Source organism: Streptomyces sp. NBC_01233, from assembly GCF_035989305.1.
GTDB lineage: Bacteria > Actinomycetota > Actinomycetes > Streptomycetales > Streptomycetaceae > Streptomyces.
This window is the reverse complement of sequence record NZ_CP108514.1, coordinates 2,908,556-2,930,729: the sequence shown is the minus strand read 5'-3', so window position 1 is coordinate 2,930,729 and position 22,174 is coordinate 2,908,556. Positions and strand designations below refer to the sequence as shown.

The 22,174-nt window shown below is 72.1% G+C and carries 19 protein-coding genes and 2 pseudogenes; 13 read left to right on the top strand and 8 right to left on the bottom strand.

The features are described 5' to 3' along the window. Window positions 1-19 precede the first annotated feature (19 nt). From OG332_RS13630 to OG332_RS13610, 5 genes are all read left to right on the top strand, one after another. The gene (locus OG332_RS13630) at window positions 20-1,657 is read left to right on the top strand and encodes a serine/threonine-protein kinase (protein ID WP_327413722.1); all 1,638 of its coding nucleotides are present in this window, start codon (window positions 20-22) and stop codon (window positions 1,655-1,657) included. Between the two features lie 155 nt (window positions 1,658-1,812). Then, the gene (locus tag OG332_RS13625) at window positions 1,813-3,351 is read left to right on the top strand and encodes a serine/threonine-protein kinase (protein WP_327413721.1); all 1,539 of its coding nucleotides are present in this window, start codon (window positions 1,813-1,815) and stop codon (window positions 3,349-3,351) included. Next, window positions 3,348-4,907, top strand: coding sequence for a serine/threonine-protein kinase (locus OG332_RS13620; protein WP_327413720.1), 1,560 nt, complete (start codon window positions 3,348-3,350; stop codon window positions 4,905-4,907). The genes OG332_RS13625 and OG332_RS13620 overlap by 4 nt, the downstream gene beginning before the upstream one ends. Window positions 4,908-5,007: 100 nt before the next feature. Further along, window positions 5,008-7,173, top strand: a complete 2,166-nt coding sequence (locus OG332_RS13615; RefSeq protein ID WP_327413719.1) for an acyl-CoA dehydrogenase — start codon at window positions 5,008-5,010, stop codon at window positions 7,171-7,173. Window positions 7,174-7,193: 20 nt separating this feature from the next. After that, the gene (locus OG332_RS13610; RefSeq protein ID WP_327413718.1) at window positions 7,194-8,390 is read left to right on the top strand and encodes a lipid-transfer protein; all 1,197 of its coding nucleotides are present in this window, start codon (window positions 7,194-7,196) and stop codon (window positions 8,388-8,390) included. 127 nt (window positions 8,391-8,517) lie between these two features. Here OG332_RS13610 and OG332_RS13605 read toward each other — a convergent pair whose 3' ends face one another. The 4 genes from OG332_RS13605 to OG332_RS13590 form a co-directional block, all read right to left on the bottom strand. Beyond that, a complete protein-coding gene (locus OG332_RS13605) occupies window positions 8,518-8,946 on the bottom strand; it encodes a hypothetical protein (protein WP_327413717.1) in 429 nt (142 codons plus the stop codon). Between the two features lie 202 nt (window positions 8,947-9,148). Beyond that, window positions 9,149-9,448, bottom strand: a complete 300-nt coding sequence (locus OG332_RS13600) for a hypothetical protein (RefSeq protein ID WP_327413716.1) — start codon at window positions 9,446-9,448, stop codon at window positions 9,149-9,151. Next, complete coding sequence (locus OG332_RS13595; RefSeq protein ID WP_327413715.1) at window positions 9,435-9,980, bottom strand: RNA polymerase sigma factor; 546 nt, start codon at window positions 9,978-9,980, stop codon at window positions 9,435-9,437. The genes OG332_RS13600 and OG332_RS13595 overlap by 14 nt, the downstream gene beginning before the upstream one ends. Window positions 9,981-10,138: 158 nt before the next feature. Continuing rightward, the gene (locus OG332_RS13590) at window positions 10,139-10,492 is read right to left on the bottom strand and encodes a DNA-binding response regulator (RefSeq protein WP_327419215.1); all 354 of its coding nucleotides are present in this window, start codon (window positions 10,490-10,492) and stop codon (window positions 10,139-10,141) included. A gap of 219 nt (window positions 10,493-10,711) precedes the next feature. Here OG332_RS13590 and OG332_RS13585 point away from each other — a divergent pair, with 219 nt between their 5' ends. From OG332_RS13585 to OG332_RS13570, 4 genes and pseudogenes are all read left to right on the top strand, one after another. Continuing rightward, a complete protein-coding gene (locus OG332_RS13585) occupies window positions 10,712-11,566 on the top strand; it encodes a MaoC/PaaZ C-terminal domain-containing protein (protein WP_327413714.1) in 855 nt (284 codons plus the stop codon). Between the two features lie 32 nt (window positions 11,567-11,598). Further along, window positions 11,599-12,675 carry a Zn-dependent alcohol dehydrogenase gene (locus tag OG332_RS13580; protein WP_327413713.1) on the top strand — a complete coding sequence of 359 codons (1,077 nt, stop codon included), beginning with the start codon at window positions 11,599-11,601 and terminating at the stop codon, window positions 12,673-12,675. Between the two features lie 36 nt (window positions 12,676-12,711). Beyond that, window positions 12,712-13,653 carry a 3-oxoacyl-ACP reductase gene (locus tag OG332_RS13575; protein ID WP_327413712.1) on the top strand — a complete coding sequence of 314 codons (942 nt, stop codon included), beginning with the start codon at window positions 12,712-12,714 and terminating at the stop codon, window positions 13,651-13,653. A gap of 176 nt (window positions 13,654-13,829) precedes the next feature. After that, a pseudogene (locus tag OG332_RS13570) lies at window positions 13,830-14,180 on the top strand (transposase); the annotation flags it as partial. Here the strand turns inward: OG332_RS13570 and OG332_RS13565 are convergent. After that, the gene (locus OG332_RS13565; protein WP_327419581.1) at window positions 14,121-14,630 is read right to left on the bottom strand and encodes a hypothetical protein; all 510 of its coding nucleotides are present in this window, start codon (window positions 14,628-14,630) and stop codon (window positions 14,121-14,123) included. The pseudogene OG332_RS13570 and the gene OG332_RS13565 overlap by 60 nt on opposite strands. Beyond that, on the bottom strand, window positions 14,630-15,859 hold the full coding sequence (locus OG332_RS13560) for an MFS transporter (RefSeq protein WP_327419214.1): 1,230 nt from the start codon (window positions 15,857-15,859) through the stop codon (window positions 14,630-14,632). The genes OG332_RS13565 and OG332_RS13560 overlap by 1 nt, the downstream gene beginning before the upstream one ends. A gap of 218 nt (window positions 15,860-16,077) precedes the next feature. Here OG332_RS13560 and OG332_RS13555 point away from each other — a divergent pair. Then, a pseudogene (locus OG332_RS13555) lies at window positions 16,078-16,834 on the top strand (transposase family protein). 422 nt (window positions 16,835-17,256) lie between these two features. On the opposite strand, the gene OG332_RS13550 reads toward OG332_RS13555, so the two are convergent. Then, complete coding sequence (locus OG332_RS13550; RefSeq protein WP_327413711.1) at window positions 17,257-18,321, bottom strand: hypothetical protein; 1,065 nt, start codon at window positions 18,319-18,321, stop codon at window positions 17,257-17,259. A gap of 427 nt (window positions 18,322-18,748) precedes the next feature. On the opposite strand from OG332_RS13550, the gene OG332_RS13545 reads away from it, so the two are divergent. The 3 genes from OG332_RS13545 to OG332_RS13535 are packed head-to-tail and all read left to right on the top strand — an operon-like array spanning window position 18,749 to window position 21,659. Further along, complete coding sequence (locus OG332_RS13545; protein ID WP_327413710.1) at window positions 18,749-19,606, top strand: Nif3-like dinuclear metal center hexameric protein; 858 nt, start codon at window positions 18,749-18,751, stop codon at window positions 19,604-19,606. Continuing rightward, the gene (locus tag OG332_RS13540; RefSeq protein ID WP_327419213.1) at window positions 19,603-20,346 is read left to right on the top strand and encodes a zinc ribbon domain-containing protein; all 744 of its coding nucleotides are present in this window, start codon (window positions 19,603-19,605) and stop codon (window positions 20,344-20,346) included. The genes OG332_RS13545 and OG332_RS13540 overlap by 4 nt, the downstream gene beginning before the upstream one ends. Then, entirely contained in the window at window positions 20,346-21,659 is a 1,314-nt protein-coding gene (locus tag OG332_RS13535; protein WP_327413709.1) for a bifunctional RNase H/acid phosphatase, read from the top strand. The genes OG332_RS13540 and OG332_RS13535 overlap by 1 nt, the downstream gene beginning before the upstream one ends. A 270-nt stretch (window positions 21,660-21,929) precedes the next feature. On the opposite strand, the gene OG332_RS13530 is transcribed toward OG332_RS13535, so the two are convergent. Beyond that, complete coding sequence (locus OG332_RS13530; RefSeq protein ID WP_327413708.1) at window positions 21,930-22,130, bottom strand: hypothetical protein; 201 nt, start codon at window positions 22,128-22,130, stop codon at window positions 21,930-21,932. Window positions 22,131-22,174: the final 44 nt, after the last annotated feature.

Genomic DNA, 22,174 nt, shown 5'->3' with positions numbered 1-22,174 from the left:
ATTCGGGGGAGCAGAGGCTATGGAGCACGTAGGGCCGGGCGGTCCGGCGCACGTGGGGCCGTTCGAGGTCGTCGGCGTGCTCGGGCAGGGTGGGATGGGCCGGGTGCTGTTGGGTGCCGGGCCGGACGGGCGGCTCGTCGCCGTCAAGCAGGTGCTCGCGCACTTCGCGGACGACGAGGGTTTCCGGGCCCGGTTCCGGCGTGAGGTCGCCGCCTCGCGCAAGGTGTCCGGGGCCTACACGGCCGCCGTGATCGACGCCGATCCGGACGCGCCGACACCCTGGCTGGCCTCGGTGTTCGTGGGCGGACCCTCCCTGGCGGCCGTGGTCAGGGCGGACGGGGTGCTGGACGGGGCCGTCGTCCACCGGCTCGCGGCGGGGCTGGCGTCGGCCCTGGCGGAGATCCATCGGGCGGGGCTGATCCACCGCGACCTGAAGCCCGACAACGTACTCCTCGCCGAGGACGGGGTACGGGTCATCGACCTCGGCATCGCGCGGGCGACCGAGGGCGAGTCCGAAGGCGACGCCGGGCTGACGCGCACCGGCTGGGTGATCGGTTCGCCCTCCTTCATGTCGCCCGAGCAGGCCGAGAGCAAGCCGCTGACCCCGGCGAGCGATGTGTTCTCGCTCGGTTCGGTGCTGGTCATGGCGGTCACCGGCAGCAGTCCCTTCGCCGGGACCTCGACCCTGCAGACGCTCTACGACGTCGTGCACTCCACGCCCGACCTCGGAGCCGTACCCGCGGGGCTGCGCGGGATCGTGGAGCGGTGCCTGGCCAAGGACCCGGCCGAACGGCCGACCCCGGCGCAGTTGCTCGGACTCCTCGGCCCGGTCGCTCCGGCGGGGCGGCAGTGGCCGCCGGCCGTGTACCGGATGCTCGCCGAGCAGCGGGCGGACATCGACCGGCTGCTCGGCGGCGGCCCGGACGGCGAGGTGGAGCCGACCGGCCCGGAGCCCGTGTACCTGCCCGAGCCGGTCGCCGTACCCGCATCCGTACCCGTACCCGTTCCCGTACCCGTACCCGTACCGGAGGGTGGACCGGTCGCGCCGACGCCGACTCGGGACGCGCCGGTGCCTGTCCCTTCCCGCCCGGAGCCGTCGCCCCGGAGCCCGTGGCGCGGTCCTCGCCGGATCGCGGCCCTGGCGGCGGCCGGTGTGCTCCTGGTGGCCGGTACCGGGGTGGCGCTGTACGTACGGGACCGGGTCACGGCTCCCGTCGCCTACACGGCCGTCCCCAGCTGCCAGGTGGCGCGCAGGGAGTTGCAGCCGCAGTTGCTGCTGTCGACCACGGACACCAGGTCCGAGACGGCCGCGGGCGTGAAGTCGAGCTGCAGCGCGAGCGGCGGTACCGCCGCGTCGCCGACCGCGCTGGTCCGGTGGGACCTGAGCCTCGGCGGCAATGCGGACACCAACGCGGTGACGCAGAAGGCGCGTTTCCAGTCGGAGGCGGCCGGTCAGCGCGAGGCGCCCCGCCTCGGGTTCGGCACCGAGGCCTACTGGGGGTCCGGCGGGGCCGACTGGACCTGCGTCCTCGCCGTACGTGAGGGCAACCTCTCCGTCTGGGTGGGCCTCCGGGCGAAGTCGTACACCAAGGGCGCCTGCGAGACGAAGGCGAAGGAGGTCGCCCGCGGCGCCCTGAAGGCCTCCCCGCGCCGCTGAACGTTCGGATCCCGGGAACCAGCGGGCCTGCACGCTCGTCGTCCGTGACGAGAACCTGACCGTCCGGGAGGTGGCGGAACGCGCATGACGGCTCCTCGTCCGCATGGTGACGGTTTGTAGGATCCACGCCGCTATCGGGGAGGGGCAGTACAGGCATGGGGAGATCAGAGCTGTCCGCGTCGGAGTTCGTGGGGCCGTTCCGGACGGTCGCCGTGCTCGGCCAGGGCGGGATGGGCCGGGTGGTGCTGGGGGTCGGGCCGGACGGGCGGTACGTCGCGGTCAAGCAGGTGCACGCCGAGCTGGCCGAGGACGAGGGGTTCCGGGAGCGGTTCCGCCGCGAGGTGGATGCCTCGCGGCGGGTGGCAGGCGGCTACACCGCGGCGGTGGTCGACGCCGATCCCGACGCCGAGACGCCGTGGCTCGCCTCGCAGTTCGTGCCGGGGCCCTCGCTGAGCCAGGCCGTGGACGCCGCCGGGCCATTGCCCGAGGAGGCGGTGCGCCGGCTGGCCGCCGGGCTCGCGCACGCCCTCGCCGACGTACACCGGGCGGGGCTGATCCACCGGGACCTCAAGCCGTCCAACGTGCTGCTAGCGGAGGACGGCGTACGGGTCATCGACTTCGGCATCGTGCGCGCGGTGGGGGACCAGACCCGGATCACGCACGCGGGCGCGCTCATCGGCTCGCCCGCGTACATGTCGCCCGAGCAGGCCCTGGGGCAGGAACTCACTCCGGCCACCGACGTGTTCTCGCTCGGCGCGACCCTCGTCATGGCCTGTACGGGGAAGCCGCCGTTCGCCGGGAGCTCGGTGCCGCGGATCCTGCACGAGGTCGTGCACTCCGAACCGGAGCTGGGTGACGTACCGGCCGGGCTGCGCGGGATCATCGCGCACTGCCTGGCCAAGGATCCGGCCGACCGGCCGACCCCCGGCGAGCTGCTGAGCGCGGTCGGCGAGCTGGCGCCCTCGGCGCGGCCGTGGCCGGAGGCGGTGAACACGCTGGTCCACGAGCCGCTCGCGGTGACGGGCGGGCTGGTCAGCGGGACCACGGCTCCCCAGACGGCTCCCCGGACGTCCCCCCGGTGGCGTCGCCCGTGGCCCCGGCAGCGGATCGTGCGGGTTGCCGTGGCGGGCGTCGTGGCCGTGCTGGCGCTGACCGTGTGGCGGCCGTTCCTCGGGGACACCTACCGCGAGTTCATCGCGGATGTCCGGTCGACAGGGCTGGATCAGAAGCAGGACAAGTACCCGGCGAAGCCCCCGTCCTGCCAACAGGTCTGGGACGAGCTGCGCGTGCCGTCCGGTTTCGCCCAGCCGGCCGGGTTCGGACCGGTCGAGAAGTACGGCTCGGCCTATGCCCGCTGCACCTGGACCGACCGGACCGGTGACGCGATCGAAGCGGAGTGGCACTTCTTCACGACCGGCCAGGGCGAGGGCACCGGGGCCGAGCAGGCGAAGAGGTACTACGAGCGCTCCCACGAACCCGGCCGGACCCGGCGTGACATCGACCTCGGGTTCGCCGACGAGGGGCTGTGGCAGAGGCCCCAGGGCGAGGGGTATCCGAACTGCCGTCTGTACGTACGGGAGGTCAATCTCGTGGCCAAGGTCTCGGTGACGGGCCCCCGCTACCCGTCCGGCACCTGTGAGGCTGTCGCGCGGGAGCTCGCCGCCTCGGTCGTGGAGTCGGTGGGGAGCCGATGAGACCGCTCAAGACCTCGGATCCGGCCACGGCGGGACCGTACCGGCTGCTCGCCGAGCTCGGCCGGGGCGGCATGGGCCGCGTGCTGCTCGGCGCCGCACCGGACGGGCGGCTCGTCGCCGTCAAGCAGGTGCACGCCCGGCTCGCCGACGACGACGGCTTCCGCATCAGGTTCCGGCGCGAGGTCGCCGCCTCGCGGAAGGTGTCCGGCGCCTTCACGGCCGCCGTCCTGGATGCCGACGCGGACGCGGACTCACCGTGGCTGGCCTCGGTGTTCGTGACCGGGCCCTCGCTGGGGGCCGCGGTGGAGCGCGCCGGGGCGCTGCCCGAGGAGACCGTACGGAGGCTCGCCGCCGGGCTGGCGGCGGCCCTCGTCGAGATCCACCGGGCGGGGCTGGTGCACCGGGACCTCAAGCCCGACAACGTGCTGCTCGCCCGGGACGGGGTACGGGTGATCGACTTCGGGATCGCGCGGGTGGCCCGGCCAGGCGAGGTCACCGAGCTGACCCAGGCCGGGACGGTGATCGGCTCGCCCGCGTTCATGTCGCCCGAGCAGGCCGAGGGCGGTGAACTGACCCCGGCGAGCGACGTGTTCTCCCTCGGGTCCGTCCTGGTGCTGGCCGCGACGGGGCGCAGTCCCTTCGTGGCGGCGTCGGTGGCACTGACCCTGTACAACGTCGTGCACGCCGAACCCGACCTCCTCGGCCTCCCGCCGGGGCTGCGCGAGCTCGTCACCCGGTGCCTGGCCAAGGATCCGGCGGCCCGGCCGTCCCCGGCGGAGATCCTGGGCCTGACCGGCGCGGCCGACGGCACGCTGTGGCCGCCCGCGGTCGAGCGGATGGCCGTCGCCCAGCAGGAGGAGATCGACGGGCTGCTCCGGGATCCCGACGGCCCGGCCCGCGCGCCCGGAGACCCGGACGTGGACCCGGAGGCGCCGACCGCCACCGCCCCGCAGGCCGTCGGCCCGGCGCGCTCCCACGCGCCGCGCGGCCGGCGCCCGCGGCTGCGCCCGCGGTACCTGCTGCCGCCCGCGGTCGTCCTCGTGGCGGCCTGCGCCGGGGCGGCGTACGCGTTGCTCGGGGAGGAGCCGCCGGTGGCCCCGGCGGACCGGTATCTGAGCGTGCCGCGGTGCGCGGAGGTGGCCGGGAAGCTGCCGCTGCCGCCGCTGGAAACGCGCCAGTCCGGCGAGAACGAGTCACCCGTGAAGTCGTCCGTGGGCTGCAACTGGGTGGCGGCCTTCGACGCGGTCGGCGGCGAGGAGGAGCCGAAGCCGCACACGTCCGTCAGCTGGTCCCTGGAACGCAGCGGCCGCCTCCCGGGCAGCGGTACCTCGCGGACGCGGTTCAACCTGGGCAGCGGGCGGCCGGAGACCGGTGTCGGGGCGGGGGACGGCGCGAACTGGTCGACTCCGGGGACCGGGGAGACCTGTGCGCTGGGCGTGACCGACGGCAACCTCCTGGTGCGGGTGACGCTCGGCGGTCCGCAGCACCCCGCCGAGACCTGTGAGACCGAGGCGAAGGAGATCGCCCGGGCGGCGCTGGCCGCCGTGCCACGCTGAGCCGCGTCGCCGCAGGGCGTGCGGCGCGTGCCGGGGTGGCCGGGAAGAACAGTGGTATCTGACCTTCCGTCAGATTGGAACGTGTTCTAGTCTGCCGCGCATGGGCATCGGAATCACGCAAGAGCAGCGCGAGTTGGCCGGGGCGGTGCGGGGCTGGGTCGCGCGGGCGGTGCCTCCCGAAGAGGTGCGCAAGCTGCTCGACACCCCGCCGCAGACCGGGGTGCGCCCCGCCTACTGGGACGCGATGACCGCGCAGGGGCTGCTGGAACCGCACCTGGACGGCGGGACCCTGCTCGACCTGGCCGTCGTCGTCGAGGAGGCCGCCCGGGCCGCGCTGCCCGGGGCCTACCTGCCGAGCGCGCTGGCCTCCGTACTGCTGCAGCGGGCCGGCGCCGAGCCGCTCGCCGGGCGGGTCGGCGCGGTCGCGCTGGGGCCCGGAACCCTGACCGCCGTGGCCGTCGAAGGCGGCGGGTACCTGCTCGACGGTCTCGCGCCGCCCGTGCTCGGCGCCGGCGAGGCCGACCTCGTCCTGCTCGCCGCCGAAGCCGCCCACGGCACCCGCTGGTTCGCCGTCGACGCCGCCGCGCTGGACATCCGTACGCACGAGAGCGCCGACCCGACCCGCCCCACCGCGGAGGTCCGGGCGCGCGGGGTCGCCACCACCCCGGACCGGCTGCTGGAACTGGACGCGTCCCTCGTCCGCGACCTGGCCTGCACCCTCTTCGCCGCCGACGCCTGCGGCACCGCCGCCTGGGCCCTGCACACCGCCGCCGAGTACGCCAAGGTGCGCGAGCAGTTCGGCCGGCCCATCGGGCGGTTCCAGGGCGTCAAACACCTGTGCGCCGACATGCTGGTCCGGCTGGAACAGGCCCGGGCGCTGGCCTGGGACGCCGCACAGGCCGTGGACGAACCCGCCGACGTGCGCTCGCTCGTCGCCGCCCTCGCCGCCGGGAGCGCCCTGGACGCCGCCTACACCTGTGCCAAGGACTGCATTCAGATCCTCGGCGGCATCGGCTTCACCTGGGAGCACGACGCCCACCTCCACCTCCGGCGGGCGCTCGTCGCCCGCCAGCTGCTGGGGCCCGGCGACGGACACCGCCTGCGGGCCGTACGCCTCGCCGCGGGCGGAGCGCGGCGCGAACTGCGCCTGGAACTCCCCGCGGAGGCCGAGACCCACCGCGCGAAGGCCCGTACCGCCCTCGCGGACGCGCGCGGGCTCGACCCGGCCGCAGCCCGGCGGATCCTGGCCCCCACCGGCTACGCGGCCCCTTACCTCCCGCCGCCCTACGGTCTCGGCGCCGGCCCCGTCGAGCAGCTCGTCGTCCAGCAGGAACTGGCCGCGGCCGGGGTCAAGCTAGCCGACCTCGGGATCGCCACCTGGGTCGTGCCCTCCCTCCTCGCCTACGGCACGCAGGAGCAGCGGGAGGCCTACGTCCTGCCGACCCTGCGCGGGGACCTCACCTGGTGCCAGCTCTTCTCGGAGCCGGGCGCGGGCTCCGACCTCGCCTCGCTGAGCACCAGGGCCGAGCGGACCGGGGACGGCACCTGGAAGGTCAACGGGCAGAAGGTGTGGACGAGTTCCGCGCACAGCGCCGACTACGGGATCCTGCTGGCCCGCACCGACCCGGACGCGCCCAAGCACAAGGGGCTCGGCTACTTCGTCGTCGACATGAAGAACACCCCCGGCATCGACATCCGGCCGCTCAAGGAGATCACCGGCGAGGCCCTCTTCAACGAGGTCTGGTTCGACGACGCGGAACTCCCGGCGGACGCCCTGGTCGGGGCGGCCGACGGCGGCTGGAAGGTCGCCCGCAACACCCTCGGCAACGAACGGGTCCACATGGCCGACCAGATGACCTTCGACACTCCCCCTGGGCCTGGCGGCCCGGGAGGTACCCCCAGCCTGGAGGCGCTCCTCGCGCGCGCCGCCGACCTCGATGGCACGTACAGGGCGCGGATCGGCGCCCTCGCCGCCGAGGCGCACGCCCTGGCCTGCATCGGGCTGCGCACCACCCTCCAGCAGGTGTCGGGGCTGGAGCCGGGCGCGGGCGCCTCCGTACGCAAGCTCGTCCAGACCCCGCACCTGCAGCGGACCGCCGAGCTCACGCTCGAACTGCTGGGACCGGCGGGCGCCGTACGGGAGGGGGCCGGGGCACGGGCGGTGCACGGCATGCTCATGTCCCGCTGCCTGACCATCGCCGGGGGCACCACGCAGGTCCAGCTCAACGTCGTCGCCGAGCGGATTCTCGGCCTCCCCAGGGACTAAGGGACTAGGAGTCATCGGGCATGAAGTCGCACAAGTCGTACATCGTGGGCGTCGGCATGACGAAGTTCGAGAAGCCGGAGTCGCGGGACTGGCAGTACTGGGACATGGCGCAGGAAGCCGGCTCCGCGGCGCTCGCCGACGCGGGCGTGGACTACGGGCTGGTCGAACAGGTGCCCGTGGGCTACTGCTTCCAGGCCTCCACGGCCGGCCAGCGGGCGGCGTACGAGCTGGGGCTGAGCGGCGTCCCGGTCTACAACGTCAACAACAACTGCGCCACGGGCTCGACCGCGCTGATGATGGCGCGGCAGTTCGTGGAGGGCGGACTGAACGACTGCGTGCTGGCGCTGGGCTTCGAGAAGATGAAGCGCGGAGCGCTGGGGGGCGGGGCGGACGGGGGCGACTTCAAGACCTCCCCGGTCGCCCGGCACTACGGGATCATGGCGGCCGGCCACGGCTTCGAGATGTCCCCGCCGACCGCGCAGATCTTCGGGAACGCGGCGCGCGAGCACATGGAGCGGTACGGGACCACGGCCGCGCAGCTCGCGATGGTGGGCGCCAAGAACCACCGGCACTCGGCGAACAACCCGAACGCGCAGTTCCAGGACGTGTACTCGGTGGAGGACATCCTGGCGGCGAAGGAGATCCACGCGCCGCTGACGAAACTGCAGTGCTCGCCGACCTCGGACGGGGCCGCGGCGGCACTGGTGGTGTCGGAGCGGTTCGTGGTGGCGCACGGACTGCACGACAAGGCGGTGGAGATCGTCGCCCAGGCGATGACCACGGACACGGAGGAGTCCTTCGCGTCGGGCTCGTGCATCGACGTGGTCGGCAAGCCGATGACGGCCGCGGCGGCGCGGCGGGTGTACGAGGACTCGGGGCTCGGCATCGAGGACGTGGACGTGGTGGAGCTGCACGACTGCTTCTCGATCAACGAGCTGCTGACGTACGAGGCGCTGGGCATGTGCGGGGACGGGGCCGCGGGCAAGCTGGTGGAGAGCGGGGCGACGACGTACGGCGGGCGGTGGGTGGTGAACCCCTCCGGGGGGCTGATCTCCAAGGGCCACCCGCTCGGCGCGACGGGGCTGGCGCAGGCGGCGGAGCTGGTCTGGCAGCTGCGGGGGGAGGCGGCGGCCCGGCAGGTTCCCGGTGCCCGTGTCGGGCTGGCGCACAACATCGGGCTGGGCGGGGCGGCGGTGGTGACCCTGCTGCGGAGGTGACGGGCCGCGCCAGCTCCTGGGACTCCGCCCCAGACCCTCCCCCAGACTCCGTCCGGGGGGACCCCCACGCCTCAAACGCCGGCGAGGCTGCATTTCAGCCCCGTCGGCGCGGCCCGGGCCGGCCCGGTCAGAGCTTTTCGATGTCCTTGTGCACCACGTCGGAGCCGGGGTGGTCGCCGGCCAGGCGCACCTTGAGCGGGTGGCCGGCCGGCGCCTTGATGATCCGGTCGGGGTGCTCCACCAGACCGGTGCCGTTGCAGGAGGGCTCGCTGGTCAGGTTGGACCAGCCGTTCACGTCGCGCGGATCGTTCCACGCCACCCAGGCGCAGTCGCGCTCGCCGCTGGTGATGTGCACCGAGATGATCCGGACCGAGTTCACCGCGCCGTCGACGCGCTCGTAGAACACCGTCCCGATGTTGTGGTGGAAGCCCTTGCCGGCCTCCAGGTCGACCTGGAGGACCGGGCCGGCCGGGGTGTCGGCAGCGGCCGGGGCCGCGCCTCCTGCGAGGGTCGCGACCACGAGGGCGGCGGTGGCGGACAGGGCGGATACGCGCATGGTTTCTGCCTCCACGAAGCTTGGGTTGAAGGGGTCTCATCCTGGTCCAGCAGGTGGACGCGCGCTGCGGCGGAATCCGTCAATCGGTGGCCGGGATAGAACGGTTGAGTCCATGTCGGGCCGGCCCGTGCCCCGCCGTGCGCTGCCCGGACCCTCCCCCCGGACTTCGTCCGGGGGGACCCCCACTCAAACGCCGGCGGGGCTAGGTTGCAGCCCGGCCCGGTTTCAGTTCGCAGCGGCCGTCCACGCACTCCCGTCGGAGCCGGCCACGGGAAAGGGTCTGGGCCAGGCCGATCGCCCAGCACGTCGGGCAGCCGCGCAGGGCGACCAGGCCGACGGGGGCGAGGAGCAGGGTGGCCGGGCCGAAGGCCGGGATCAGGGCGAAGGCCGCGATCAGCGCGCCGAAGCCCACCGCGCCGCGCGCCAGGTGCCGCGGCACGGACGCGCTCGCGAAATCGGAGCCCGAGGCGGACCGGGAGGAAGGGGCGTCAGTGGAGGGCACGGGTGTCTCCCAGGGAGTGCTGAACGGCCGCGCGGGCCCGGTGGAGCCGCGACTTCATCGCGGCCGTGCTGAGACCGAGGGACTCCGCGGCCATCCGTCCGCTGTAGCCCTGGACGTCCCGCATGATCAGTACGCGCCGCTGGTCCGCCGGCAGCGCGGCGATCGCCTCCGCCACCCGCCCCGCCTCCAGACGCTGCAGCACCTCGTCCTCGGCCGACAACACGGCGGTCTCGGGCAGCTGCGCCCGCTCCCGCGGCATCAGCCGGGCACGGCGCAGGCACTCGTTGCGGACGATGCGGAACATCCACGACGCCAGTGCCCCGGACGCCCTCAGCATGCCGATCCTGCGGTACAGGATGATCAGGGCTTCCTGGGCAGCGTCCTCGGCGTCCTCGCGCGACGCGCACAGCGAGTGCGCGAAGCGCCGTACGTTCGGATGCGATCCGGTGACCAGGGCGGTGAGCGAGTCGAGGTCACCGCCCTGCGCGGCGACGATCAGGGCCTCGCCGGGCCAGTCCGTCCGGTCAGCCACGGGTCCGGCCCCGTCCACGGCGCACCACGAGGACGCACGTGCAGAGCAGGACGAGCACGCCGGCACCCACGAGAACAGCGATCACGACAACCTCCAGGTCATGTGCCGACCTTGGCATCGGCACGTACACACAAGAGGCGCGACCCCTGCGAAAGGATTCACCCCAGGCTCGGGTCGACCACCGTCTCGCCCATCGAGGCGCGGCGGATCGAGTCCGCCAGGTCCTCGATCGGGCCGTCGCGCAGGATCAGCCCCGCGGCCCCGGCGTCGAGCGCGGCCTCCGGCAGACCCGGGTGCGCCGAGCCCGTCAGGACGAGGATCCGGCACTCCGGGTCCTCCGCCAGCAGGGCCGTCACGGCCGCGACCTCCTCGACCAGTGCCACCGCCGGCCGGGCCGTCAGGTCCCGCACGACCTCGATGTCCGGCACGAGGCCGAGCTGGAGCGCCAGGGCCGGGTTCTGCGGATGCAGCAGGACCCGTAGGGCACGGGCCTGGCGGTGTTCCACGGGCATTTCGTCCACCGGGAAAGCCTATCTGACGTGAAGTCAGGAGTCTTCCCGACTGGTCTTCCCAACTGCGGGGGCGTGCGTTATACATTCCCTCACCGGCCGGCCCTAGAACGCGTTCTAGAACCGGCCCCCGTATACGACCTCGGTGCGGCCGACGGTGCGGACGGCCGCACCGAGGTCTTCCAGGGCAGCGACACTCCAACGACAGGGAGCCGCATCCTCATGCCGATCGATGCCGCCAGGGCCCTCGCCGCCGACCCCCGCCAGGGGAACATCGGCTGGGACCACAAGGACATCCAGCTCTACCACCTCGGCCTCGGCGCGGGCCTGCCGGCCACCGACCCGGACGAGCTCCGCTACACCCTCGAATCCAAGCTCCACGTCCTCCCCAGCTTCGCGACCGTCGCCGGCGCCGGCATGGCCATGATGGGCGGCCTCGCCGCACCCGGGATCGACGTCGACCTCGCCAACGTCCTGCACGGCGGCCAGTCCATCGAGCTGCACCGGCCCATCCCCGTCAAGGGCAGCGCCACCTCCTCCGCCAAGGTCGCCGCCCTGTACGACAAGGGCAAGGCGGCCGTGATCGTGCTGCGCACCGAGGTCGCCGACGCCGACGGGCCGCTGTGGACCAGCGACGCGCAGATCTTCGTACGGGGAGAGGGCGGCTTCGGCGGCGAGCGCGGCCCCTCCGTCAAGGAGGAACTCCCCGAGCGCGCCCCCGACCGCACCGAGGAGCGCCGCATCCGCGACGAGCAGGCCCTGCTCTACCGCCTCTCCGGCGACTGGAACCCCCTGCACGCCGACCCCGAGTTCGCCAAGCTGGCCGGCTTCGACAAGCCCATCCTGCACGGCCTGTGCTCGTACGGGATGACCCTCAAGGCCGTCGTCGACACGGCCCTCGGCGGGGACGTCTCCCGGGTCCGCGCCTACCGCACGCGCTTCGCCGGGATCGTCTTCCCGGGCGAGACGCTCCGCATCCGGATGTGGCAGGAGCCCGGCCGCCTCCTGGCGTCGGTGACCGCCGTCGAACGGGACGACGCGCCGGTCCTCGCCGACACCGTCGTCGAACACTCGTAGCACCGGACCGCACCCACACAAGGAGCCGCACCGTGCGCGCAGCACTGCAGAGCGAGATCGGCCAGGACAAGCTCGAAGTCGTCGACGACATGGAGGCCGTGGGCTTCGGCCCCGGCAAGGTCAGGATCCGCATCAAGGCCACCGGCCTGTGCCACTCCGACCTCTCCGCGATGAGCGGCGTACTGCCCCAGCCCGCCCCCTTCATCCCCGGCCACGAGGGCTCCGGCGTGATCGTGGACGTCGGCGACGGGGTCACCAGCCACAAGATCGGCGACCGGGTCCTCGTCTGCTGGCTGCCGCCGTGCGGGCACTGCCCCTCCTGCAAGCGCGGCCAGGGACACCTGTGCCTGGAGGCCTTCGGGAACGTCGCCACCCCCAACTTCAAGCGGGCGGCCAGCGACATCTTCGGCTTCGCCGGCACCGGCACCTTCTCCGAGGAGATGGTCGTACCGGCCGCCTGCGCCATCCCGATCCCCGACGACCTGCCCTTCGACATCGCGGCGCTGATCGGCTGCGGCGTCACCACCGGGCTCGGCGCGGCCATCAACACCGCCAAGGTGGAGGCCGGCTCGTCGGTCGCCGTCATCGGCTGCGGCGGCGTCGGCATATCCGTCATCCAGGGCGCCAAGGTCCAGGGCGCCGCGCAGATCGTCGCCGTGGACCCGGTCGCGTCGCGGCGGGAGGCGGCGCTGCGGTTCGGTGCCACCGAGGCGGTCTCCCCCGAGGAGTTCGCCGACGCCAAGAACCGGATCACCGCCGGCGAGGGCTTCGACTACGTCTTCGAGGTCGTCGGCAAGTCCGCGACCGCGCAGAAGGCGTACGAGATGACGCGGCGCGGCGGTTCCGTGGTCATCGTCGGCGCGGGCGCCCTCGACGACAACTTCCAGATCAACATGTTCTCGCTGTTCTTCGACGAGAAGAAGCTCCTGCCGTCGATGTACGGCGGCGGCGACGTGCTCCGCTCCTACGAGCGCACCATCGCGCTGTGGCGGGCCGGCCGCATCGACCTGGAGAACCTGATCACCCACCGGGTGGGCCTCGCCGAGATCAACGAGGCCCTCGACCAGATGCGCACGGGCGTCGCCCTGCGCACCTGCATCGAACTCTGACCACCCGTTCTGCCGATTCCGAGGGGAACCGTACGGATGTCACTGCCACTTGAGGGACTCTCCGCCATCGTCACGGGCGCGGGCCGCGGGCTCGGCCGGGCCGAGGCGATCGAGCTCGCACGGCTCGGCGCGAGCGTGGTCGTCAACGACTTCGGCCAGCCCGGCCGCGACGGCTCGGGGGAGGCCTCGGCCGCCCCGGCGGAGGAGGTCGCCGCGGAGATCCGCGCCGCGGGCGGCCGGGCGGTGGCGCACCTGGGCGACGTGGCCGACTTCGAGCAGGCGCGCGAACTGGTCGAGCTGGCCGTGAGCAGCTTCGGGAAGCTCGACGTCCTGGTCAACAACGCGGGCATCCTGCGCGACCGGATGGTCTTCTCGATGTCGGAGGAGGAGTGGGACTCGGTGATCCGCGTCCACCTCAAGGGCCACTTCAACACCACCCACTTCGCCTCCGTGCACTGGCGCGAACGGTCGAAGGCGGCGGGCGGCCCGGTCTACGGCCGGATCGTCAACACCTCCTCCGAGGCCTTCCTGGGCGGCTCGGCCGGCCAGCCGAACTACGCGGCGGCCAAGGGCGGCATCGTGGGCCTGACCACCTCGACCGCCCTGGCCCTCGCCAAGTACGGGGTGACCGCCAACGCCATCTGCCCGCGTGCCCGCACCCGGATGACCGAGGACGTCTTCGCCGGCTTCGAGGTCCCGGAGGAGGGCAAGCTGGACGCCCTGGCCCCCGAGCACGTCTCCCCGCTCGTCGGCTACCTGGCCTCACCCGCCTCCGCCAAGGCCAACGGCCAGCTGTTCGTCGTACACGGCGGCATCGTCGTCGTCATGGAACGCCCGAAGGTGGCCGCCAAGTTCGACACGGGCAAGGAGGCCTTCTCCTACGAGGAGCTCGACGAGGTCCTGACCCCGCACTACGACGCCCGCCCGGTGAACGAGACCTTCGCCGCGACGGAGGTCCTGGGCCTCAAGCACGGCTAAGCGGGGTGTCCAAGTCAGCGGCGGAGCGGACGTCGACCACCTCGGGCCGATGCTCGCGCTCCACCGGCGCCAAGGCCGCCGTCGGCCAGACCCTCACGATCGCCGACGGCGTCCGCCACGTCGGCTCGGGTATGACGTGCCGGCGGCTGCGGGACGGGAACGAGGCTGGCGGGCACGGCACCCCGCTCGCGGTCCTGCTGACGGGCGGCAACCGTAACGATGTCACCCAGCTGCTGCCTCTGCTCGACGCGATCCCGCCGGTCCGCGACCGCGTCGGCCGCCCGCGCTGCAGACCCGATTCACTCTTCGCCGATCGTGGCTACGACCACGACATCTACCGAGATCAGGTCCGTGCTCCGCGGCTTCGTGCCGGCCATCGCCCGCCGCGGCACCTGCCACGGCGGGCGCCTCGGTACCTACCGGTGGGTGGTCGAGCGCACCTTCGCCCGGCTCACGGCTTCCGACGCCTACGTATCCGCTGGGAACGACGAGCCGACATCCACGAAACGTTTCTCGGGCTCGCCTGCTGCCGCGAGCGAATGGGCCTTGACCTGCGTCAGCTTGGCCGTGCCCATCTCTTCGTCGCGGCTTGTCTCACTGAACACGCGCTCCTCATAGGACCCCTTGAGCAGCAACGTGACCGCAGGATAACGATGATTGTGTACAGGCCCGAACTCCGCACCTTCGGCGCCGCAAGGATGGAAGCGGTGGACCCGCACCACGAACCTCTCTTGCGGGTCTCGGTACAGAACGAATTTATCTCGACGCCGGTGCGGAAACTCGGAATGCGGCACCAGCTCGTCCATGAGCTTTGGCGACCGCGAGATGGTGGAGAATCGCTCCTGAACAAGGCTGGGATGACGTGCCAACTTTTCACGCAGGAAATCGCCGACTCGCCATACCACACTGTCATCCTCGGACGAGTCCCAATCGACGTCCGAGGACAGGAATCGCACCACGCCGTCGAAGTCGTCCATCACTTCTCCTCACCATGTGAAAGCGGCAACGCGGAGTCTCGCTTGGACCACAAAAGAAGGCAACTGATTCCGCCGGCCGCCATACAGAGCACTGCCGGCAGTATCAGTGTCATCTCAGAACCGATCACTGCCAGACCCCCGACGAGCAAGGTGCCAACGGGAACACACCCGATGGTGACTGTAGAGAGCATCCCCACCCAGCGCGCACGGTCGTTTCCGCTGGTTGCTGACCGGAGGTAACCCATTGATGCGACCGTGAACGATGAATAGGCTGCACCGCACGCGAACGCGAACGCACAGTAAACAGCCAATTGATCACTCACGCCCATCAAGAGCTCAAATGCTCCAAAACATGCGACAATTGCACACAGGCTTCTTGCTCCAGAAAGTTTCGCACCCAGCCATGGGCCCAGAATTCCGCCTACAGCAACTGCGGCTGAAATGACCCCGAAATCCATGCTGCCAGTAACGGATAGCCTGTCCAGGGACAACAGATTCGTTACGGGAAACTGATACCCGAGCGCGCCGATACAGAATCCCATAGCCAGGACAGGGAAAAGAGTTGCGCCCAGAGGTGGACTCCCTGCGTCACCCTCAGGCTTCGAACCAGCAGCTTCGGCCACCGCGGGGTCAAAAAACTTCAGTGCAACGAAAAAGACGAGCCCAAAACTGGCCGCGTTGACCAGGAACACGCTGCCGGTAGGTAGGATCGCGATGAGCGCTCCACCCGCCAGGGGCGCCACTGTCGAAATGCCGCGACTCGTGGCGGTAAAAGCCGCGTAGCCAGTCGAGAAGCTGTCCTCCAGGTGATTCATCAGAGATGTCTGCCGTGAGGGAACCTCAATGGCCTGAAGCACTCCGATGAAAATGGCGTACAGTACAACAATGAGATAGTCGGGCATCCCGAAAAGCAAAATTGCAGCACCGAACAGAGAGCAGGCCGCTGCTTCACCCAGGAGACATGTGCGCCACAGGAAATTGGCTCCCCACCGCGCGGCTATACGTCCATAGAGCGGGCCGACGACCAAGAACGGAAGGAACAGGGCGCCGGTAATTGCGGCAAAGTAGTGCGGCGGCAAATCCATCTGCTGAGGAGACAGAGTCAGCCAGCTCAGCGCCAAAATCTCGATGGCGGTAAATCCGTTCGAGAGCGACTGTGCCGCAATGAACGACACCGTTCCACGAGGCAAAGCGCGAGGGCGGGAATCGGCTTGTCGCTGGAACAGCATCACGTTATTGCCTTAGAGAGAGACTGGACGGCCCACGGGTGCAGCAGGTGGGTCTTCCGCAAGAGCTGCACCAACGCATGCTCAGCCGGCAGCAGCGGCTGATAGTGAGCCTTCCAACCTGACGGTGCTGGCCGCGTGTTGGACGGATCTGCGGAACGGTAAAGCTCCAGGTAGACGGGTTCTCGACCAAGTTCGCCCGCAGCCACCAGGAGTTTCGCGTGCTTGTCTACCCGTCGTCGATCGACCTGTCCAGTCGCACCCTGCGGTGCCTGACCGGACACCTCGCTGCCAGGCGAGGGGAGATCGGGACCCGATGGCGGCGGCTGACCGCCGGTCGTCAGGCTCTCCTCGCCCTGGCCCATCTGCGATGCGGTGACACCTACGCCCAACTCGCCGCCGGGTTCGGTATCGGCATCGCGACCGTATACCGCTACATACGCGAAGCCGTCGAGGTACTGGCCGGCCTCGCGCCCACCCTGGCCGAGGCCATGCGCATCGCGCGGACCAAGGCGTTCGTGATCCTGGACGGCACCCTGCTGCGGATCGACCGGATCGCCGCCGACACCCCGTACTACTCGGGCAAATACAAACGTCACGGCATGAATGTTCCAGGTCCTGACCGATCCGTTCGGGCGGCTGCTGTGGGCCTCGCCCGCGCTGCCCGGCTCCACCCACGACCTGACCGCCGCCCGCACCCACGCCATCGTCGACGCACTCACCGACGCCGGCCTCAAGTGCTGGGCCGACAAGGCGTACCAGGGCGCCGGCGGCTCCATCCGGGTGCCCTTCCGCGGCCGTCGCCTCAAGCGGTGGCAGCGCCGGCACAACAGCACGCACGCCAAGATCCGCTGCCTCGGCGAGCAGGCCATGGCCACCCTGAAGGGCTGGCGCCTCCTGCGGAAGCTCCGCTGCAGCACCAACCGCATCACCGCGATCGTCCAGGCCGTCCTCGTCCTTCATCACGCGTCAGCCTGAGGTTGGAAAAGGCTCAGTGGGTCGGTTCGGCTGCACTTGCGGGTAGAAATAGACGGATTCCCTGTCATCCCTGCGTTGCCGGGGTCCGCGGCCTGCCCGGTCTCGGCGAGGCCGGCCTGCATGCGAGCGGATGGCCCGGGCGTGGTTTCAGGACAGTTCTGATTCGCCGGCACCGGCACGTGTACGTCACCAAGGCACCGGGACGGTGACGCTGCCGTCGGCGGCCAAGTTCTCCACCGGCGAACGTCAATCGCCGGCCGGCGTTCGCAACACGCGGAATGACCTGTGGCTGAGACGGCCAAGGGCGCCCCGGCGCCCTTGGCCCCATGCCCCGGTGCTGGGGGCCCATGAGGGAGAGGTGGGGTTGATCGGGATACTCCGTCGCCGCCGGCGAGGCCGCTCGGAGAGGGGTCGGGGCCCCGTCAGTGCAGCGGAGCCTGCTGGAGGGGGACCGGGCGGGGCGGAGCCGGCGGCGGGTCCAGGCGGACCGGTGGGGGAGGGGAGACCGGCAGGGTCAGACCGACGATCCCGCAGGGCACTTCGGGGGTCGCGTACGGGAGGTGCAGGCGGCCCTGGGGGCTCCACAGGCCCGTACCGCCGAGCCAGCCGGCCGGGGCGGCCAGCCGGAACACGTGCCGGTCGGCGGGGCGCCAGAGGGCGACGTCGCCTTCAGGCAGCCGCAGCGCCACCCCGCAGGTCTCCGGCATCAGGGCCTGCCCCGGCTGCGCGGCGAAGGGGAGCGCGTCCCCGAGCCGCAGGCACTCCGGGAAACGGACCGGGCGCGAGCTGCCCAGCACTCCCCAGCCCAGGCGCGGTTCGCCCGGGGCGTCGGAGCGGATCAGCAGCAGCCCGCTGTCCGGGTCCGCCAGCAGCAGCCGGTCGTCACTGTCCTCGGCGATCTGCAGCAGCGGGGACACCTCGCCGCGCCCCAGGTCCACGGCGACGGCCTTGGTCGTGCCCTCCAGCTCCCGGTCCAGGGCCAGCAGCCGGCCCCCCCGGTCCAGCCACACGCCACCGGAGCACCGCCCCGGGATCCGGGCGACCGGCTGCGGCCCGAAGGAGCACCCGGCCACCTGCCAGACCGTGGTCACCCCGTCCGCCGCGGCCAGCGCGAAGGCGCAGGATCCGTCCGGGGACGGCGGGAGCAGGCGCACCCGTACGCCCTCCTCCACGTCCACCGCGCCCAGCTGCAGCTCACCGGTGCGCGGCCCGGCCGCGGCGCCCGTCGGGTACAGCAGCGCGAAGGCGTGCCGCTCCGCGACCCGCCGGTGGATCAGCACCCGCCCGTCGGCCAGCGGCAGCACCTCGCTGTCGGCCTCCTCGGGCTGCGCGAGCGGCAGTGGAACCGCATACGGCTCGGGCCCGGCCAGGGTCCAGCGCTCCACGAAGCGCGCCTCCCCCTCCCCGGCGAGCCGGGCGGCGTACGACCCGTCCGCCGCGATGGTGAACGGGACCAGGGTCGTCATCTCGATGGCACAGACAGTCATCCGTGCTTCACCTCCGGGGGAGGAAGCTAGTTTTCGGGGTCCTGCCGAACAACACCACCAACCCGGCTTCACACATACGGGTGTCCGGGAAGCGATTCGTTTGTGGTGGACGAGGCGATTGTGCTGTGCGATATCGGGGCGTTTGGGATGGGGCGAAGCCAGGTACGCCTTACCGGATCCCGATTCTCGGCTGCCGGCTGCCGGCTGCCGGCTGCCGGCTGCGCGTCGCGGACCGGTACCCCGCGCTCTCGAAGATCGCCCCGACCGCGTTCTCCGTCCGCCCCGGCCTCCCACGGAAGGACCTCGCCGCCGAAGTCGGCCCGGAGCGCATGGACGAGGCGCCCCCGAGAAGGCCTCGACGACTTGCTCGGCTTCCTGGTAAAGCAGTCCGGGCGGGTCGTGGTGACGGGGACGGTAGCCTTGGCCCGTGCCCCGTCTCTCTGAAGTCATCGCAGCGCTGGACGCTCTCTGGCCCCCCTCGCGGGCCGAGCAGTGGGATGCCGTCGGAACCGTCTGCGGCGACCCCGAAGCAGAGGTCGGCCGGGTCCTGTTCGCCGTGGACCCCGTACAGGGGATCGCCGACGAGGCGGTGAAGCTGGGCGCCGACCTGATCGTCACCCACCATCCCCTCTATCTGCGGGGCACCACCACCGTCGAGGCCGGCACCTTCAAGGGCCGCGTCGTGCACACGCTCATCAAGAACGACATCGCGCTGCACGTCGCCCACACCAACGCCGACACCGCCGACCCCGGGGTCTCCGACGCCCTCGCCGGGGCCCTCGACCTGCGGATCACCGGCCCGCTGGTGCCCGACCCGACCGACCCCGAGGGCCGCCGCGGCCTCGGCCGGATCTGCGCACTGGACCACCCCGAGACCCTGCGGGAGTTCGCGGCCCGCGCGGCCGCCTGGCTGCCGCAGACCGCGCAGGGCATCCGCTTCGCGGGCGACCCGGACGCCCTCATCCGTACCGTCGCCGTCAGCGGCGGCTCCGGCGACAGCCTCTTCGAGCAGGTCAGGGCCGCGGGCGTGGACGCCTTCCTGACCGCCGACCTGCGCCACCACCCGGTGTCCGAGGCCCGCGAGCAGAGCCCGCTCGCCCTCGTCGACGCCGCCCACTGGGCCACCGAGTGGCCCTGGTGCGAGCAGGCCGCCGCGCAGCTCGACGCGATCTCCGAGCGCAAGGGCTGGGGTCTGCGCACCCATGTCTCGCGCACGGTCACCGACCCCTGGACGGCGCACGCGCCGTCCGTCACACACCCTTCTATCCCTGGAGCCCCCAACTGAACGCCGAGCCCGCCGACCAGATCCGACTTCTCGACGTCCAGGCGCTGGACGTCCGGCTGTCTCAGCTCGCCCACAAGCGCAAGTCGCTGCCCGAGCACGCCGAGCTCGACTCGCTCACCAAGGACCTGACGCAGCAGCGCGACCTGCTCGTCGCCGCCCAGACCCAGGCCAGCGACACCGCGCGCGAGCAGACCAAGGCGGAGCAGGACGTCGACCAGGTGCGCCAGCGCGCGGTCCGCGACCAGCAGCGGCTGGACTCCGGCGTGGGCATCTCGGCCCGGGACCTGGCGAACCTGCAGAGCGAGGTCGTCTCCCTCGCCAAGCGCCAGGGCGACCTGGAGGACGTGGTCCTGGAGGTCATGGAGCGCCTGGAGGCCGCGCAGGAGCGGGTCACCGAGCTCACCGAGCGCGTCTCCGCCCTGGAGGCCAAGGTGGCGGACGCCACCGAGCGCCGGGACGCGGCCACCGCCGAGATCGACGCCGAGGTCGCGAAGATCACCAAGGACCGCGAGGTCATCGTCACCTCCATGCCGGACGACCTGATGGCCCTGTACGAGAAGATCCGCGTCAAGCAGGGCGGGGTCGGCGCCGCGCGGCTCTACCAGCGCCGCTGTGAGGGCTGCCGGCTGGAGCTGGACATGGCCGAGGTGAACGAGATCAAGGCCGCCGCCCGCGACCAGGTCGTACGTCACGAGAACTGCGGCCGCATCCTGGTCCGTACGGCGGACTCGGGCATCTGATGCCGCGGTTCGTCGTGGAGGCGGACGGCGGGTCCCGGGGCAACCCGGGGCCCGCCGGCTACGGTGCGGTCGTCCTCGACCCGGCGACGGGCGAGACGCTGGCCGAGCGCGCGGAGTACATCGGTGTCGCGACGAACAACGTGGCCGAGTACAAGGGCCTGATCGCCGGGCTCAACGCGGCCCGCGAGCTCGCGTCGGACGCGCAGATCCTGGTCCGGATGGACTCCAAGCTCGTCGTCGAGCAGATGTCGGGCCGCTGGAAGATCAAGCACCCGGACATGAAGCCCCTGGCGGCGGAGGCGGCGAAGATCCTGCCCCGCGCCCAGGTCACGTACGAGTGGATCCCGCGCGAGAAGAACAAGCACGCGGACCGGCTCGCCAACGAGGCGATGGACGCGGGCAAGCGCGGCAAGCAGTGGGAGCCGTCCGACTCCACGGCCGCCCTCGACGCCTCGGCGGCCCGGACCCTGGCGGTCCCGCCACCGTCTGGCCCGCCCGGGGACGCCGCGGCGGGCGCCGCGGCCGTCCGCGCCGCCCTCGCCTCCGGCGGTGGTACGGCCGCCCGCGGCGCGGCCGAGCCGGCTGCCGCCGACACGCTGTTCGCGCCGGACGAGGCGCGCGTTCCCGCCCTGACAGAGGCCCCGGCCTCGGCCCCGGTCTCCGGCGGCACCGGCTGGGGCCCGGACATGGGTGCCCCGGCCACCTTCGTACTGCTCCGGCACGGGGAGACCGCCCTCACTCCGCAGAAGCGCTTCTCCGGCAGCGGGGGCAGCGACCCCGAACTGTCCCCGGCCGGCCGCCGCCAGGCTGCCGCCGTGGCCGAGGCACTGGCCGCCCGCGGCACCGTCCAGACGGTCATCAGCTCCCCGCTGCGCCGCTGCCGCGAGACGGCCCGGACGGTCGCCGACCGCCTCGGCCTCCCGGCCACCGTCGAGGAGGGCCTGCGCGAGGTGGACTTCGGCGCCTGGGAGGGCCTGACCTTCGCCGAGGTGCAGGAGCGCTTCCCGGACGACCTCCAGGCCTGGCTGGACTCCCCGAGGGCGGCCCCCACGGGCGGCGGCGAGAGCTTCACGGCCGCCACCCGCCGGATCTCGGCCACCCGCGACCGGCTGCTGGCCGCGCACGCGGGCCGCACGGTCCTGCTGGTCACCCACGTGACCCCGGTCAAGATCCTGGTCCGCCTCGCCCTGGGCGCCCCGCCCGAAGCGCTGTTCCGCATGGAACTCTCGGCGGCCTCCCTCTCGGCCGTCGCCTACTACGCGGACGGCAACGCCTCGGTCCGCCTCCTGAACGACACCTCACACCTGCGGTAGGCCTCGCCGGCCGGAACGCAGCGGCCACGGGCCGGGGCGGCAGGCTTCGACGGTGCCGGCCGGGGCCGGGCGCGCGCCGGGGCGTCTCCTCGGACGCCGAACGTGGCGGGGGGTCGGAGGGCCGAGGGGATTGCGTTCGGCGCCCTGCGGGGAGCGCCCCGGCACACCCCCGACCTGTCGGAGCCACCCCGGCACGGCCGCCCAAGGGCTCGGCCCCGCCGGAACCGCCTGGTCGCCCAAGGGCTCGGCCCCGCCGGAACCCGCCCGGCCCTATTCGCCGCCGTCGCTGTTTCCGCTGCCCCCGCTGCGGCCCCGCCGTCCGCTCTTCTGAAGGCCGCGCGCCACCGCCGCGATGCCGAGGGTCACGCTCGCCACGATGCGGACCCAGCGCGGCCCGCCGCGCTCCGCCCACACCACGCAGACGGCCCCGCCGACGGCGGCGGCCAGGAGCAGTAGGACCAGAACGGTCATTTCCCCACCTCTGATTCGTGTCGGGCGGTGAGACAGAACCGCCC

Excerpts from the sequence above, each read along its gene's own strand:
- OG332_RS13630 (WP_327413722.1), top strand. The coding sequence starts at position 20 with ATGGAGCACGTAGGGCCGGGCGGTCCGGCGCACGTGGGGCCGTTCGAG.
- OG332_RS13625 (WP_327413721.1), top strand. The coding sequence starts at position 1,813 with ATGGGGAGATCAGAGCTGTCCGCGTCGGAGTTCGTGGGGCCGTTCCGG.
- OG332_RS13620 (WP_327413720.1), top strand. The coding sequence starts at position 3,348 with ATGAGACCGCTCAAGACCTCGGATCCGGCCACGGCGGGACCGTACCGG.
- OG332_RS13615 (WP_327413719.1), top strand. The coding sequence starts at position 5,008 with ATGGGCATCGGAATCACGCAAGAGCAGCGCGAGTTGGCCGGGGCGGTG.
- OG332_RS13610 (WP_327413718.1), top strand. The coding sequence starts at position 7,194 with ATGAAGTCGCACAAGTCGTACATCGTGGGCGTCGGCATGACGAAGTTC.
- OG332_RS13605 (WP_327413717.1), bottom strand. The coding sequence starts at position 8,946 with ATGCGCGTATCCGCCCTGTCCGCCACCGCCGCCCTCGTGGTCGCGACC.
- OG332_RS13590 (WP_327419215.1), bottom strand. The coding sequence starts at position 10,492 with ATGCCCGTGGAACACCGCCAGGCCCGTGCCCTACGGGTCCTGCTGCAT.
- OG332_RS13585 (WP_327413714.1), top strand. The coding sequence starts at position 10,712 with ATGCCGATCGATGCCGCCAGGGCCCTCGCCGCCGACCCCCGCCAGGGG.
- OG332_RS13575 (WP_327413712.1), top strand. The coding sequence starts at position 12,712 with ATGTCACTGCCACTTGAGGGACTCTCCGCCATCGTCACGGGCGCGGGC.
- OG332_RS13565 (WP_327419581.1), bottom strand. The coding sequence starts at position 14,630 with ATGGACGACTTCGACGGCGTGGTGCGATTCCTGTCCTCGGACGTCGAT.
- OG332_RS13560 (WP_327419214.1), bottom strand. The coding sequence starts at position 15,859 with ATGCTGTTCCAGCGACAAGCCGATTCCCGCCCTCGCGCTTTGCCTCGT.
- OG332_RS13550 (WP_327413711.1), bottom strand. The coding sequence starts at position 18,321 with ATGACTGTCTGTGCCATCGAGATGACGACCCTGGTCCCGTTCACCATC.
- OG332_RS13535 (WP_327413709.1), top strand. The coding sequence starts at position 20,346 with ATGCCGCGGTTCGTCGTGGAGGCGGACGGCGGGTCCCGGGGCAACCCG.
- OG332_RS13530 (WP_327413708.1), bottom strand. The coding sequence starts at position 22,130 with ATGACCGTTCTGGTCCTACTGCTCCTGGCCGCCGCCGTCGGCGGGGCC.